The organism is Caballeronia sp. LP006 (genome assembly GCF_031450995.1).
In the GTDB taxonomy this organism is placed as follows: Bacteria; Pseudomonadota; Gammaproteobacteria; order Burkholderiales; family Burkholderiaceae; genus Caballeronia.
Genome location: NZ_JARTVW010000003.1, coordinates 913,473 through 928,127, shown reverse-complemented (window position 1 = coordinate 928,127; position 14,655 = coordinate 913,473). Strand labels below are relative to the sequence as shown.

Below are 14,655 nucleotides of genomic sequence, written 5' to 3'. Positions count from 1 at the left end.
ATTGCACGAGGCGTGTGACTGTCCTCGTAGTATCGGCGTTCCGGCACGCGACTTTAATGCCATGTGAGGCATAACGGGCTTTCGCGGCGCGCGGGCGCTGGAATGATTATGCTTTCAACGTCTGAAAAAGCTTGATGATGTCGAACGAGAGAATTCGCATGCCCCTGCTGTCCCACGGTCTACGCTTTGCCATTGCCGCTTATCTGCTTGCGGCGCTGACGCTCTTTATGGTGCAGGACCGCATGCTTCTGCCTTCCACTCCGAGCGCGCCGGATCTTCGCACAGTCCCGCACGCCGGTGCAAGCATCGACCTGTTGCAAGTGCGCGACCAATTCGCGGGCTATGTCGTCACTCCGGCCGGGCGCGAACCGCGCGGGACGTTCATGGTTTATCACGGTAACGAGGAGTCGGCCGACACCAAATTGCCGCTCGCCGACGTGTTCGTGCGCGACGGCTACAGGGTGGTGATCGTCGAGTATCCGGGGCACGGCAGACGCCCGGGAGAGCGCACGATGAAGGCGGCGCTGGCCGCATCGCGGGAAGCGTTGGCGGCCACCATCGCGCAGTGGCGCGGGCCGCTTTATCTCGTTGGGGAGTCGCTCGGTGCGGGCATGGCCGCGCAGGTCGTGAAGGGCAATGAAGCAGCGCTCGCGGGCGTCGTTTTGATCACGCCGTGGGACTCGCTCGCCGACGTCGCCGCCGAAAAATATCCGATTTTTCCGATCCGCTGGATGCTGCACGACGGCTTCGATTCCGTCGCCGCCGTGTCGCATTACGACGGCCCGCTCGTGATCGTGGGCGCGCAACTGGATACGCTGATCCCGGTGGTGCACGCGCGCCGTTTCGCAAACGAACACGAACGCGCGCGTTTCATGCTCCTGCCGACCGCCGATCATGACGACTGGTTCGGCGTCATGACGCAGGCGGACTGGCGGCAGGTCTTGCAGTGGATGCACGCCGGCTGACGAAGCCCGGCGCCGGCGTTTCCTCGTCGGTCAGTCGCGCGGGCTCAATGCGAGGTCGGCTTGACAGGCGCCACCGGGCTCGCGCCGTCGATCGCACGCACCGGCTCGACGTTCTTGGCTTCGACGTGTTCGACTTCGACATCCGTGCCGCGCAGTGTCTCGTTGATCGTCTCGGTGCGCTCGGTTGCCTGCCGGCCCACGACGACTTCCTCGACGACATGCGCGGTCTTCGCGACGACGGCGTGTTCTGCCGTCTCGCGAATTTCCACGAAGCCTTCCTTCAGGTCGGCGGCCGTGGCGGGCCGGTCGACCGGACGGCGCTCGATCGTCGCATGCTCGTCACGCAGATTGACGGTCTCGCTGACAGGCGTTGCAGTGGCGCGCGAATAAACGCGCACGCCGCCGGTTTCGACTTCGCGCTTGCCGACTTCGAGCGACTCACGCGTCACCGCAAATGACTGGCGATCGGCCAGCACTTCATCCGAAGTCAACGGTTTCGCGGATGCATCGAAGCCCGCATAACCGCCGCTTTTCCAATGCGCCACGCGTTCGTCGATATCCACGACGCCCGCCTCGTGCATCGTCGAACGCACGAGCGGCACCTGTGATTCTTCCTTTACGTTGACCGTGAGTAACGCGCCACCGCGACGAACCGCTTCCTGATAGTTGCCGATGTCTTCCGACCGGTCGTCGCCAGCAAACATGTTGCCGAAGAAATTCTCGATCTTGCCGACGATGCCGACTTCTTCCGTGGCAGCGGAAGCCGGTCGATCTGCAACCACGGGACGTTCCGCGCCGCTCGCCTCGTCACTGGCGTGCACTTCCATGTCGGCGCGGTCCAGACCGCCTTCCACGAGACGCGCGACCGCGCTTTCGGCTTGCTGAAACGAATCGAATACACCAACGATTGCTTGAGTCATGTTTTGCTCCGGGTAATTTTGAGTGATTTGAATGGCGGCCAGACGTTGCTTCGAAGAACGGCTCAGGAAGATGTCTTGCCCGAGCCCGAGGACGGTATCGCGGGGTCCGCAATCCAGTCTCCAACCGTTCCAGCGCGCCTTTCCACGACGACTTCCTGACGTTGCAACTCGGCTCTGTGCACGTCATTTTTTTCGGTCACTACAGTGGTGATGCGGATTTCTTCCTTGAGCATCAGCCTCAGTTCGGTCACGGGCACGTACTCGAACACGGGCACGACCAACGTGTCGCCTTCATGGCGCGGCGCAAACTCCGCGTCCACGAAACGATTGAGGGCAACGCGTTCTATTCGTGCCGTGCGGTTGTGCAGAACGACGGGCACCTCGCGCGACTCGGTGTGCGTCACGACACGAACGCGCACCATGCCGGTTTCGAGCGTTTCCGTCGATACGTGCAGACGTTCTTCAGTGGCGGTCAAGGTCGACGTTTCCACGACACCTATCGCCGTTCGATTCTGCGTGCTCATGCGCGGCTCCAGGTTTCGTGGATCAGTCGGATAGGGCGTTTAGCGTGTGACACGATTGTCCGGCGCAAGGCGTCCTGCGGCACCGGCGCCGCGCAAGGCGACGTCATCGCGAGCGCTGCCGCTTGCATCTTCGAACGGCGGTTGGTGACGGAATCCCGCACCACCCGACACGATCGCGATGATCGCGCCGACGAGAAGTGCAGCGAACGAGAACCACGAAGCGCGGGCGACGCCGCGTGCGGCGGTATCGGCGGCCTGACGTGCATCGGCTTCAGCTTGCGGGCCGGATGCAGCGGCCGTTGCGGAAGCAACCGCGCCTTGAACCTGCGCCTTGAGCGAACCCAGCATCGTGCCGCTTGCGGCCGAAGGGTTGGCCGCGGCGGTAGCCGTTGCACCGGTCGATGCGATGCTGCCTGCCGCACTCACTGCGCTGCCGACAAGCGACGTTGCGCCGTATGCCATTGCGATGATCATCACGGCCCATGCAAGCAAGCCATGCAGCCAGCCAAGAACCGGCGCGCAACGCCCTGCAAAATAAGAACCGATGAACACGGCGATGACCGTCATCACGATCATGTAGGCGCCGGAGCCGAACGCGAAGCCGCGCGATGGATTGGGCTGAGTCAGTGGCGACAGCACCGATGCCCCGATAGCGGTTCCGAGCACCGTCAACATGAGGTACGCGATCAACGAGAGGATGACTCCCGCGATGACGGCGCCCCATGAGACGCGGGGTAGACCATATTGTGTAGTAAGCAGGCGCATAGCGGTATCCAAAAGAATTTAGGAAGCCAAAACAGGCACGTCTAGTGAGCAACGCGTGCTGGCCAACTTGTAGGTGCAATCACCATTCCCACGAAGTGCCGGAGGCGGCTTGAACCGGCATGGACGAAGGTTCGCGCATGCGGTCGGGAGCAAATAGGTGGGATCTGCTTGAGGGTGTCGCGCGGCGGGCGAAGAACACTTATCGCCGCGTTGACCTATCGATGTCCTTCAATGCGGACTCAGGGCGAGTTTGCTTCCACGCGATCGTGTTCATGCTCGAGGCTCTGCGCCTCGATCAGACGATGGATGAACCTCAGCTTTTTCACGGCGCCAGGTGCGAGCGTGAACGGATACGGGTCCGGCATGCCGAGGCTTCGGTTGAGGCTGTTCATGGCGTACGTCAGCATCGTCCATTGCTTCATCAGCAATTCGAAACTCGGCGAGTGAGGCAGCACTTGCGCGGCGAAGTTAGGACCTTTGCGGCTCACCGGCGCGATGTTGATGCCGCATGCGCGCGCGGTGCCGGTGGTATCCACGATATGAAGATAATGCGCCCAGGTTTCCGCCCAGTCTTCCCAGGGATGCATGGTCGCGTAGGCGCTGACGTGATTCGTCGCCCAGTCGGCAGGCGCGCCGTTGCGATAGTGGCGGGAAAGCGCTTCGCTGTAACTCGCCCGGTCATCGCCGAAGAGCGTGCGGAACGACGCCGTTCGCCGCGCGCCCACCACGAGGCGATCGAAGTAGTAGTGGCCGATCTCGTGTCTGAAGTGACCGAGCAAAGTCCGGTAGGGCTCGCGCATGGCGATGCGTACGCGTTCGCGACGCACGTCGTCTGCCTCGGCGATGTTCATCGTGATGAGGCCGCTATGATGGCCCGTCAACACCTTTTTGCCGCGGCGGCTTTCGAGAAACTCGAATTCGAGCCCGGTTTCCGGATGCTCCTTGCGTGTGTCGACGCGCAATCCCAGCACGGCGAGCGTGTACAGCAAACGACGCTTCGCGGCTTCGAGTCTGGCCCAGTAATAACGACGGCGCGGCGCTTTCAGATTCGGGATCACGGCGGTCAGACGGCAAGAATGACAGAACGGGTCCGGCGAGTCTTCCGGCACCATCCAGTTGCAAACCTTTTCGACCGAATAGTTGTGGCACGGCTTGTAGCGAACGTCGCCGTCCGCCGGCTTCGCTTCCCACCGAGGCCCCTTCAGCTTGACGAATGCGCTCATCTCGCCCGTTTCCGGAATGAAGCCGAGCATCGACCCACAGCGTTCGCATTGAACGTTTTCGAAGAAGATGAGATGTCCGCAGTCGGTGCAGTGAAACGCTTTCATAACGGACGATTCGTGGGCGTTCTAAAGGTGGACGCGAAGATCATTCGCACGGCTCGCAAATCACCTTGAAGTCGACCAGCGCCGCGCTCCCGAAGGTCATGCTGATTGGCACGTCGGTCGCATCGCGGCCGCGCGCCATGAGTACACGGCCAGTGCGCGGTGCGTTGTTGCGCGGATCGAAAGTCTGCCAGGTTCCGCCGAGATAGGCTTCGAACCATGCACAGAAATCCTGGTCCGCATAAGGCGGCGGCAGGTTCACGTCGCTGATATAGCCGGTGCAATACCGCGCCGGAATGTTCAGGGCGCGGCAGAGCGCCACCGCGAGTTGCGCGTAATCGCGGCACACGCCGATGCCTTCCTGATGCGCTTCGGAAGCCGTGCGCGTGGGCCGTGCCGTCTTGTAGTCGAACTTGATGTGTGCGTGCACGTAATCACAGATGGCGAGCACCTGGGTTCGCCCTTGCGGCAGTCCGCCGAACCGTTGCCACGCGAAGTTGGAAAGCAAGTCGGTTTCGCAATAGCGGCTGCCCAGCAGAAACTGTAGACACTCGTCGGGAAGTTGTTCGACCGGGAGCTGACCATCTTCCAGGGGATAGCTTTCCGGCGTATCGGGCACTTCGAGCACGCCTTCGGTCGCCACGACGAGCGGACCCACAGACGGCGTCACGATACGCGTGCACAGATTGCCGAAGCCGTCGTAATAGTGCGTGAACGCGAGCGGCGGATCGAACGTAATGCGATCGGCAACGACGACCTTGTCCGACATGGAAGGATGCGTGTTGAGCATGAGCACCGCAGGCGTGGCCTGAGTGCAGTTATAGGTCAATTGAAAACCGACGCGGAGCTTCATGGAGGTGGGTCCAAAGGATTAACGGGCGTACTAGGGCGATCAACCGAACGCCTCGACCTTCGACACGACCCAGGAGATTTTGCCAGCTTCGCCAAGCGCCGCCATTCACCTGATGTATGCATCGGATGAGGACGTTCTTGTTGCATGCCAGCATGAGATAACTGATCTCAGCAACATCGGGGCCTGGAACCATCGATGCTTGTGAGTACACGATAACACCATTACTTTGTCCCAACGCTTTGGAAAGAAAAGCAGCATCCACTCCGAAGCGCGCCAAAACCGGTTCATTCGACTTGATGCATCTTGCTCGAATCGCTTCAAGGGTGTCGCCGATGGAAAACATCAGGAAACCGAAAGATCACGAAAACTTCGCTTGACGCATGCGACCACTCCCGTATGATGGACTCATTGTTGCAATGCAGCAAAAACGGGCGCCGTACCCACGGATCGGCTCGTACGTACCTCTTTATGGAGCGGACAATGTTTCCTATTCTTCAATCATCGGCACCGGCGGCAACGGCACAACTCGAAGCGTTTTTCGGCATCACGAAGCGCTATGCGATGGGACTTCAACAGCTTGCCGATCTGAATTTGCAGACGGTCAAGGCTGTGTTCGAGGAAAGCGCCTCGGTCCTCACGTCGGGTTCGGACGTGAAACCGGGCGACTTCATGGGTTTTCAGTGGACGCTGTTCGCGGAAGTGCCGGAAAAGTCGGCCGCTTATGCGCGTCACTTCTTCCAGATCGTTCGTGAGACGGAAGCCGACATCTTCAAGGAAGCGCGCAGCCAGTACGAGCAATACGGTTCCGGTATGAAGGGCGCGTTCGAATCGGCCATGCAGCAAGGCTCGTCGCAAGTGCAAAAGTCGATTGCTTCGATATCGGATGTGGCCTCGTCCGCGCATGCGGCAAGCGCTGCGCCCAAGCTCATTCTCGATGCAAGCGAGAGCACGGTGGATAGCGTGACTGGTGCGACCAACGCCAGCATCGAGCTATTGAACACCAGCCCCAAACATTCAGCGTGAAGTTTCCGGGAATGTGACATCCGTCGCCAACGCCCGCTTAAGCGGGCTTTTTATTGCGGCCACGCCTGGAGCACTCCGGTGATTTTGCTGGCTTAGAGAGGTCCCGCCATGACAGACAAGATTGCGACCGCCGACGAAGCGATCGGACTGATCCGCGACGGCGACGCCGTCTGCTGCTCGGGATTCGTCGGCATCGGTACACCCGATGAATTGCTGATCGCGCTGGAACGACGTTTCCGAAGCGCCGCCACGCCACGCGATCTGACGGTCGTTTTCGCCGCCGCACCGGGCGACGGCGGCGAGCGCGGACTCAACCGCATTGCGCTGCCGGGGCTCATCAGGCGCGCTATCGGCGGACACTGGTCGCTCGTGCCGAAGCTTGCACGCATGGCGACCGACGACCTGATCGAAGCCTACAACCTTCCGCTCGGCACGATGTCGCATCTGTTTCGCGATATCGCGGCGCATCGCGCCGGCACGATCACACAAGTCGGAATCGGTACGTTCGTCGACCCGCGGCTTGGCGGCGGAAAGATCAACGCGAGCACGACGGAAGAGCTCGTCAGCGTCATCGAGATCGATGACAAACCGTGGCTGCTCTACAAAGCCTTTCCGCTCGACGTGGCGCTGATTCGCGGCACCACGGCCGACACCGACGGCAACATCACCATGGAGCGCGAAGCGCTCGTGCTCGACGCGCAAGCTATCGCCATGGCCGCGCATAACGGCAAAGGTCTGGTGATTGCGCAAGTGGAGCGGATCGTTCCAAGCGGCACGCTCGATCCGCGCGCGGTGGTGGTGCCGGGCATTCTCGTCGATCGCATCGTGCTCGCGTCCGCCGGCGCGCAGCCGCAGACATACGGCACGGCCTATGACCCAGCGTTCTCCGCCGAAACGAAAGCCGTGGTCGGCGAGATGAAAAGCCCCGTGCTCGACGAGCGCAAGGTGATCGCACGCCGTTGCGCGTTCGAGTTGCCGCCGGGCGGCGTCGTGAATCTCGGGATCGGCGTGCCTGAAGTGGTGGCGGCTGTCGCGGGCGAGGAGCACTTGCTGAGTCATCTGACCTTGACCGCCGAGCCAGGCGTGATCGGCGGCATGCCGCTCGGCGGCCTCGATTTCGGCGCCGCCATCAATGTTGATGCGCTCCTGCATCAGAATCAGCAATTCGATTTCTACGATGGCGGTGGTCTCGATCTCGCCTGCCTGGGCATGGCCGAAGTGGACCGCGGCGGCAACGTCAATGTGAGCCGCTTCGGCGCGCGGCTCATCGGCGCGGGCGGCTTCATCAACATCAGTCAGAACGCGCGCTCCGTGGTGTTCGCGGGCACCTTCACGGCGGGCGGACTCACGGTGCAGATCGAAGGCGGGCGGCTCGCGATCATCGTGGAAGGCGCGAAGAAAAAGTTCGTGGAGCGCGTCGAACAGATCACTTTCAATGGCGAATTCGCGGCCGCGCGCGGTCAGCCCGTGCTGTATGTGACCGAACGCTGCGTGTTTCGTCGCGTGCCCGAGGGACTCGAACTCACGGAGATCGCACCGGGTATCGATCTCGAACGCGATATCCTCGCGCATATGGACTTTGCGCCCATCGTGCGTCAGGTCCGGCTAATGGACCCGCGCATCTTCCTTCCGCAGATCATGGACCTGTCGACCATTCTCACCGAGCGCGGCGCAATGACCCGCGAACTCGCGTTGCAAGGAGACTGCCAATGAAAGCATCCGACCTGTTTGTCAGGGCGCTCGAAAACGAAGGCGTCGATCGTATCTTCGCCGTGCCAGGCGAGGAAAACCTCGATGTCGTGGAATCGCTGCGCAAATCGAGCATTCAGCTCATCGTGACGCGCCATGAGCAGTCGGCGGCCTTCATGGCGGCCACGCACGGTCGTCTGACCGGTCAGCCGGGCGTGTGCATGGCGACGCTCGGTCCCGGCGCGCTGAACCTCGTCACCGGGGCGGCTTACGCGCAACTCGGCGCCATGCCGATGATCCTCATCACCGGCCAGAAGGCCATCATGACCTCGCGGCAGGCGCGCTTCCAGATCGTCGATATCGTGGCGACGATGAAGCCACTCACCAAGGCATCGCGGCAGATCGTGAGCGGCGCGAGTATTCCGACGGTCATACGCGATGCGTTCCGGCTCGCCGCCGAAGAGCGTCCCGGCCCCGTGCATCTCGAACTCCCGGAAGACGTGGCGGCCACCGAAGTGAGCGACGACGTGGGCATCGTTCCCAGGCATCCGGTCGAACTGCCCGTCGCGCACGACGCCGCGATCGAACGCGCCGCGAACTTGCTGATGCACGCCGAACGGCCGCTCGTCATGTTCGGCGCGGCGAGCAACCGGCCGCGGCTCGCGGGCCAGTTGACCGACTTCATTCGCCGCACCGGCATTCCGTTCTTCAATACGCAGATGGGCAAGGGCACGGTCGCGGCTATCGGCAACGACGAAGCCACCGAGCTGTGGATGGGCACGGCCGCGCTCAGCGAGCGCGACTATCTGCACGAAGCGATCGACCGCGCCGACCTGATCCTCGCAATCGGTCACGACACGGTCGAAAAGCCGCCGTTCTTCATGGGACCGAAGGGGCCGCAGGTGATCCATGTGGGCTACACGCCCGCCAATGTCGAGCAGGTGTTCTTTCCGCATGCGGAAGTCGTCGGCGATCTGGGCCTGAGCCTGTCGCGCCTCGCCGCGCGCGTCGAAGGCAGGTTGCCGTGCGCGGGTGCGCTGGCGCCGCTGCGCGAAGGCATTCTGAAGCGCACGCTCGACCGCGCCGACGAATCGCGCTTTCCGCTGACGCCGCAGCGGATCGTCCACGACGTGCGCGAAGTCATGCCCGCCGATGGCATCGTCGCGCTCGACAACGGCATGTACAAGATCTGGTTCGCGCGCTGTTACCGCACACGCAGCGCCAACACGCTGCTCCTCGACAACGCCCTGGCGACGATGGGCGCAGGCCTTCCATCCGCGATGATGGCGGCGCTTCTCTACCCCGAGCGGCGCGTGATGGCGGTGTGCGGCGACGGCGGATTCATGATGAATTCGCAGGAGCTGGAAACCGCGGTGCGGCTGAAGCTGAACCTCGTGGTGCTCATCATTCAGGACGACGCGTACGGCATGATTCGCTGGAAGCAGGCCGTCGACAAGTTCATCGACTGGGGCCTCACGTTCGGCAATCCGGACTTCCTCAAGTATGCCGATGCCTACGGCGCGAAAGGGCGGCGCGTAGAATCGGCCGAAGGGCTGGTTCCGGCGCTGGAGGGCGCGTTCGAGGACGGCGGCGTGCAGCTCGTGATCGTGCCGGTAGACTATTCGGAAAACATTCGCGTGCTTGTCGAGGAACTCGGCAACCGCGGCATCGAGGGGACGAAATGAAGATCAAGGCAGCAGTTCTGAACGCGATGGGTACGGCCACGCCTTACGCCGAATCGAAGCCGCTTCGCATCGAAGAGGTCGAGCTTGCGCCGCCCGGCCCGGGCGAAGTGCTGATCAAGGTCGCGGCGGCGGGGTTGTGTCATTCGGATCTGTCGGTCATCAATGGCGACCGGCCTCGTCCCATGCCGATGGCGCTTGGGCATGAAGCGTCCGGCATCGTCGAGGAACTCGGCGCGGGCGTGACCGATTTGAAAGTGGGCGATCACGTGGTCGTCGTGTTTGTGCCGAGTTGCGGACACTGCGCCCCGTGCGCCGAAGGGCGGCCGGCGTTGTGCGAGCCGGGCGCGGCCGCGAACGGCGCCGGCACGCTGCTGTCCGGCGAGCGGCGGCTTTCGCATGGGGGCGAGCCGCTCAACCATCATCTCGGCTGCTCCGTGTTCGCCGAGTACGCGACCGTGTCGCGCCGCTCGGTCGTGAAGATCGATCCCGCCGTGCCGCTCGGCGATGCCGCGCTCTTCGGCTGCGCGGTGCTCACGGGCGTGGGCGCTGTCGTCAATACGGCGCAGGTGCGAGTCGGTGCGTCGGTGGCGGTGATCGGGCTGGGCGGTGTCGGTCTCGCCGCGCTCATCGGTGCACACGCGGCGGGCGCGCGGCAGATCATCGCCATCGATCTGGCCGACGACAAGCTCGAACAGGCACGCGCGCTCGGGGCCACGCATACGGTCAACGCGGGTCAGGACAATGCGCTCGAACAGATTCGCTCGCTGAGTTCGGGCGGCGTCGAATTCGCATTCGAATTCGCAGGCTCGATTCGCGCGCTGGATCTCGCGTATCGCATCACGCGTCGTGGCGGAATGACGGTGACCGCCGGGCTGCCGCCATCTACCGCCAACTGGCCGCTGCCAGCGGTGAGTCTCGTTGCGGAGGAACGCACGTTGAAGGGCAGTTATATCGGCACGTGCGTGCCGCCACGCGATATTCCCCATTACGTCGATCTCTATTCGCAAGGCCGCTTGCCCGTGAACAAGCTGCTCACGGGACGCCTGAAGCTCGACGAGATCAACCATGGCTTCGACCTGCTGCATGAGGGAAAAGCGATTCGGCAGGTGGTCGTGTTCGATTGATTCGGCTTGACCACGTGTAGCCGCATGAAGTCGTTCGCGAAGGAAGGCAATCGCGCCTTGCCTTCGCGAACGATGTCTTTCGGTTCGCGAAGCTGCCTTGTGACCGCCGCAGTCCATCGAGAAACGCGCTTCGACGACCGCTTGACGAGAGCATCGCGCTTGTCTTCGCTGCGGCTCGTGCCGTGGAACGTGCGCCTTCAACGCCCTTTCCACGGCACGAGCCGCCGTTCCAGCGCGCGCATGCCGAAGTCGAAGATCCACGCAATCGCACCGATGAGCACGATGCCCATCACCACCACGTCGGTGCGCAGAAAGCTCGACGCGTTCAGCACCATCTGTCCGAGACCGGCGGTGGCCGCGACCATTTCCGCCGCGACGAGCGTGGTCCAGCCAAAGCCGACCGCTATGCGCAAGCCCGTCAGAATCTCGGGCAACGCGGCGGGCAGCACGACATGCCGCACCACTTGCCGAAAGCTCGCGCCGAGCGACCACGCCGCGTTCACTTGCTCGGTGGTCGCGCTGCGCACGCCCGCGCGCGCGGCCATGGCGATCGGCGCGAAACACGCGAGCCAGATGACGACGATCTTCGCGGTTTCATCGATACCGAACCAGATCACGACGAGCGGCAGATAAGCGAGCGGCGGCAGCGGCCGGTAAAACTCCAGAGGCGGATCGAGCACGCCGCGCGCAATCCGGCTCACGCCCATCAAAATGCCGACCGGCACCGCCGTCACGACCGCGAGCGCGAACGCGCCGAACACGCGAATCGCGCTCCACAGCAGATGCTCCGATAGCGGCAGACCGCCCTGAATGCGCCCGTGCACGGCATCGATGAAAGCACGCCACACGGCCTCGGGCGACGGCAGAAAAAGCGGTGGCAACCAGTGAAAATGCGTGATCGCCCACCACAGCACGGCGATCGCCACGACGCATAACGTGCTCGGCATCGCGGTAGGTCCTGCGCCCGGCATGCCGCGATAGCGCTTGCCACGCTTCGCGCGCCGGGCGCGAGGCACTGCCGCGCTTTCCGAGGGTGGAGCGAAGCGGGCCTCCTGAACGGGCTGCGTCACACGGCCTCCGTGACAGGACGATGCAATCGCCGCGTCAGACGCTCGCGCCACTCGATGAACGCGGGCGATGCCTTCACCGCGCGGGCATCGCGATTCGCGACGTACTCGCGCGAGAACGGCAGTTCGTGCACTTCCTCGATACGGCCCGGACCCGGCGTCATCAAGACGAGACGCGTGGCGAGAAAGAGAGCTTCCTCCACGCTATGCGTGATGAAAAACACCGTCTTTTGCGTGCGCGCCCAGACATCGAGCACGAGTTCCTGCACGGTTTCGCGCGTGAGCGCATCGAGTGCGCCCATCGGTTCGTCCATCAGCAGCACTTCGGGATCGCTGGCGAGCGCCCGCGCGATGCCCACGCGCTGCTGCATGCCGCCCGACAGCGCATAGACCTTCGCGTGCTCGTATTGCGCGAGGCCGACGAGGGCAAGCGTGCGGCGCGCGATCTCGCGACGCTTGTCGCGCTTGACGCCGCGAAAGCGTAAGCCGAGCGCGACGTTGTCGAGCACGTCGAGCCAGGGCATGAGCGCGTACTTCTGGAACACGACGCCGCGTTCCGCGCCCGGCCCGAGAATCGGCTCGCCGTTGAGCGACGCTTCGCCTTCGGTTGGATCGAGAAAGCCTGCAAGGCAATTGAGCAGCGTGGTCTTGCCGCATCCGGAAGCGCCGAGCGCGACGACGAACTCGCCGCTGCCGATTTGCAGATCGACGCCCTTGAGCGCGGGCGCGCTCGCGCCTTCATACGTGACGCCGAGATTGCGGATGGACAGCGAAGTCATTTCGCGGCCTGCTGCGCGAAGCGCGGATCGACGCCCGTCGAATAGTCAGCGAGGACGTTCTGGATCGTGCCCTGTTGCTTGAGGAACTGCGCGGTGGCCGTGAGCGACTTTGCAGCGCCGGATTGCTGACCGCCGCCGAGCCAGGTGGGCGACGCCTGTTCGCTCGCGCTTGGAAAGGCGTAGAGCGAGAGACTCGCGGGCACGTCGGCGGCGGTTGCACCGGACTCTCGCGCCACGGCCTCGACCTGTTTCGAACCGGCGGTCCAGTCGGCTTTGTGATCGCGGTATTGCGCGTCGGTATCGGCGAGCACCTTGGTGAGACCCGCCATGAACGCGGCGTTGTCCTGCGCGAACTTGCGCGAGGCGACGAAACCATCGAAGGTCGCCTTGCCGCTTTCCTTCGCAACTTCGCCCGATGTCACGAGCACCTTGCCGTTCTGCTTGACCTTGGCGAGCACCGGGTCCCAGATGTAGGTCGCGTCGATATTGCCGCGTTCCCACGCCGCCGCCACTTCAGGCGGCCGCAGGTTGACGATCTTCACCGATGAAGGATCGACGCCCGCCTGCTGCAACGCCACGAGCGCATGAAAATGCGAGGTCGATACGAACGGCAGGCCCAGCGTCTTGCCCTTCAGATCAGCGAGCTTCGTCACGCCGGAGCCGTTGCGCACGACGAGCGCTTCAGCGTCGTTGATGTTGTCGAGAATCCAGAAGAGCGAGAGATCGACGCCTTGCGACAGTCCGGCCGCGATCGGGCTCGACCCTGCTTCGCCCACTTGTATCGAGCCGGATGCCAGCGCGCGGATCACGTCCGCGCCGCTACCCAGCTTGCGGTACGTGACCTTGTAGCCGGTCGCCTTTTCGACCGCGCCGCTTGCCTGCGCATAGCGCCACGGCACGACCATGTCCTGATAGCCGATGACGACCTCGCGTGTCTCCGCGCGCGCGTGCATCGGTGCGAGAACGACGGTTCCAAGTGCAAAAGAGGCGAGGCTGGCGAGGAGTTGACGACGGGTCGTGTGTTTCATGGAGCAGGCGCTAAGGTCGTTGTAAAGCCTTCGACTATAGGCACTTCACGTGCCGCGGCTACCAATGTTTTATGCGTAGCAAATCACATCGCGACTGCTTTGGTCTTCATCGAAACCGCACCCTGATGCGCGGCGTAAAAAACGGCGCGACACTTGGCGCCGACGTTCGAAGATGCGCTCCGCATGCACGAGCCGATCGCACAGTTCGACAAGTCGGACCGTTTAGGCAAGCGCATCGGGTCGACATTCCGTAAGCTTGTCTGAACGCGTGGCGCGCGTGCATTGCTCGATCTCGCGAGCACTGTTTCATCGAAGGGTTCGAGTCCGGGTCGCCGCTTCTTCGAAACGCACTATAGTGGAGGATGTTTTCAACGAAGAGAGAGGGCTCGCATGATCTCACGCACTCGTTCCACCCTGGCCGCTACGATGTTCGCCGCGACGCTCGCGTATGTCCCCGCCGCGCATGCGCAGCTCGGCAATCTGCTCAATCAGGGGGGCAATAGCGGAGCCGGTGGCGGACTGAGCAGCCTCGGCAGTCTGGGCAGCGGGATGTCGTTGCAATCGCTGACATCGAACAGCACGGGCAACGTAGCCGGCGTGCTCCAGTATTGCATCAAGAACAACTACCTCGGCGGTGGCGCTTCATCGGTCAAGGACGGCTTGATGAGCAAGCTGCCGGGCGGTGCATCGACGAGCGATAGCGGATACACCGACGGCTCCAAGGGCATTCTCAATAGCGGCAGCGGCAAGGTCGATCTGAGTGGCGGCGGGCTCAAGGAGCAGATTACCAAGCAGGTCTGCGACAAGATACTGTCGCAAGGCAAGTCGTTGCTGGGTGGTTGACGGTTTGACGTCGGCAATGGAACGCTTCCGCGAGAGCGTCCTCGACGTTTGCGTCGAAGACGCTC

The 14,655-nt window shown here is 62.9% G+C and carries 14 protein-coding genes; 6 read left to right on the top strand and 8 right to left on the bottom strand.

The genetic code is table 11. The annotated features are described in order from the left end of the window. The first annotated feature begins 158 nt into the window (after nucleotides 1-158). Complete coding sequence (locus tag P9250_RS08830) at nucleotides 159-965, top strand: alpha/beta fold hydrolase (protein ID WP_310392456.1); 807 nt, start codon at nucleotides 159-161, stop codon at nucleotides 963-965. A gap of 44 nt (nucleotides 966-1,009) precedes the next feature. Here P9250_RS08830 and P9250_RS08825 read toward each other — a convergent pair whose 3' ends face one another. From P9250_RS08825 to P9250_RS08805, 5 genes are all read right to left on the bottom strand, one after another. Continuing rightward, nucleotides 1,010-1,885, bottom strand: a complete 876-nt coding sequence (locus P9250_RS08825) for a YsnF/AvaK domain-containing protein (RefSeq protein WP_310392454.1) — start codon at nucleotides 1,883-1,885, stop codon at nucleotides 1,010-1,012. A gap of 62 nt (nucleotides 1,886-1,947) precedes the next feature. After that, nucleotides 1,948-2,409: a YsnF/AvaK domain-containing protein gene (locus tag P9250_RS08820; RefSeq protein WP_310392452.1), complete on the bottom strand. Its 462-nt coding sequence runs from the start codon at nucleotides 2,407-2,409 to the stop codon at nucleotides 1,948-1,950. A 39-nt stretch (nucleotides 2,410-2,448) separates the two neighbouring features. After that, nucleotides 2,449-3,174: a hypothetical protein gene (locus P9250_RS08815; RefSeq protein ID WP_310392450.1), complete on the bottom strand. Its 726-nt coding sequence runs from the start codon at nucleotides 3,172-3,174 to the stop codon at nucleotides 2,449-2,451. 239 nt (nucleotides 3,175-3,413) lie between these two features. Then, nucleotides 3,414-4,502, bottom strand: coding sequence for a putative zinc-binding metallopeptidase (locus tag P9250_RS08810; RefSeq protein WP_250468168.1), 1,089 nt, complete (start codon nucleotides 4,500-4,502; stop codon nucleotides 3,414-3,416). A 40-nt stretch (nucleotides 4,503-4,542) separates the two neighbouring features. Further along, on the bottom strand, nucleotides 4,543-5,352 hold the full coding sequence (locus P9250_RS08805) for a transglutaminase family protein (protein ID WP_244830261.1): 810 nt from the start codon (nucleotides 5,350-5,352) through the stop codon (nucleotides 4,543-4,545). 480 nt (nucleotides 5,353-5,832) lie between these two features. On the opposite strand from P9250_RS08805, the gene phaP reads away from it, so the two are divergent. From phaP to P9250_RS08785, 4 genes are all read left to right on the top strand, one after another. Continuing rightward, nucleotides 5,833-6,375: a TIGR01841 family phasin gene (phaP, locus tag P9250_RS08800; RefSeq protein ID WP_310392447.1), complete on the top strand. Its 543-nt coding sequence runs from the start codon at nucleotides 5,833-5,835 to the stop codon at nucleotides 6,373-6,375. A gap of 108 nt (nucleotides 6,376-6,483) precedes the next feature. Then, a complete protein-coding gene (locus P9250_RS08795; RefSeq protein WP_310392445.1) occupies nucleotides 6,484-8,088 on the top strand; it encodes a CoA-transferase in 1,605 nt (534 codons plus the stop codon). Beyond that, nucleotides 8,085-9,749, top strand: coding sequence for an acetolactate synthase large subunit (locus P9250_RS08790; RefSeq protein WP_250494306.1), 1,665 nt, complete (start codon nucleotides 8,085-8,087; stop codon nucleotides 9,747-9,749). Before P9250_RS08795 ends, P9250_RS08790 begins: the two co-directional genes overlap by 4 nt. Further along, complete coding sequence (locus tag P9250_RS08785; RefSeq protein ID WP_310392443.1) at nucleotides 9,746-10,873, top strand: zinc-dependent alcohol dehydrogenase family protein; 1,128 nt, start codon at nucleotides 9,746-9,748, stop codon at nucleotides 10,871-10,873. The genes P9250_RS08790 and P9250_RS08785 overlap by 4 nt, the downstream gene beginning before the upstream one ends. A 197-nt stretch (nucleotides 10,874-11,070) precedes the next feature. Here P9250_RS08785 and P9250_RS08780 read toward each other — a convergent pair whose 3' ends face one another. Genes P9250_RS08780 through tauA form a run of 3 tightly spaced genes read right to left on the bottom strand, consistent with a single transcriptional unit; the run spans nucleotide 11,071 to nucleotide 13,747 of the window. Then, nucleotides 11,071-11,889 (bottom strand): ABC transporter permease subunit, encoded by an 819-nt coding sequence (locus P9250_RS08780; protein ID WP_310392441.1) that lies wholly within the window; start codon nucleotides 11,887-11,889, stop codon nucleotides 11,071-11,073. Nucleotides 11,890-11,939: 50 nt separating this feature from the next. After that, nucleotides 11,940-12,719, bottom strand: coding sequence for a taurine ABC transporter ATP-binding protein (locus P9250_RS08775; protein WP_250468175.1), 780 nt, complete (start codon nucleotides 12,717-12,719; stop codon nucleotides 11,940-11,942). After that, a complete protein-coding gene (gene tauA, locus P9250_RS08770; protein WP_309958446.1) occupies nucleotides 12,716-13,747 on the bottom strand; it encodes a taurine ABC transporter substrate-binding protein in 1,032 nt (343 codons plus the stop codon). The genes P9250_RS08775 and tauA overlap by 4 nt, the downstream gene beginning before the upstream one ends. Before the next feature lie 390 nt (nucleotides 13,748-14,137). On the opposite strand from tauA, the gene P9250_RS08765 reads away from it, so the two are divergent. Beyond that, on the top strand, nucleotides 14,138-14,590 hold the full coding sequence (locus P9250_RS08765) for a DUF2501 domain-containing protein (protein WP_284507869.1): 453 nt from the start codon (nucleotides 14,138-14,140) through the stop codon (nucleotides 14,588-14,590). The last annotated feature ends 65 nt before the right edge of the window (nucleotides 14,591-14,655 follow it).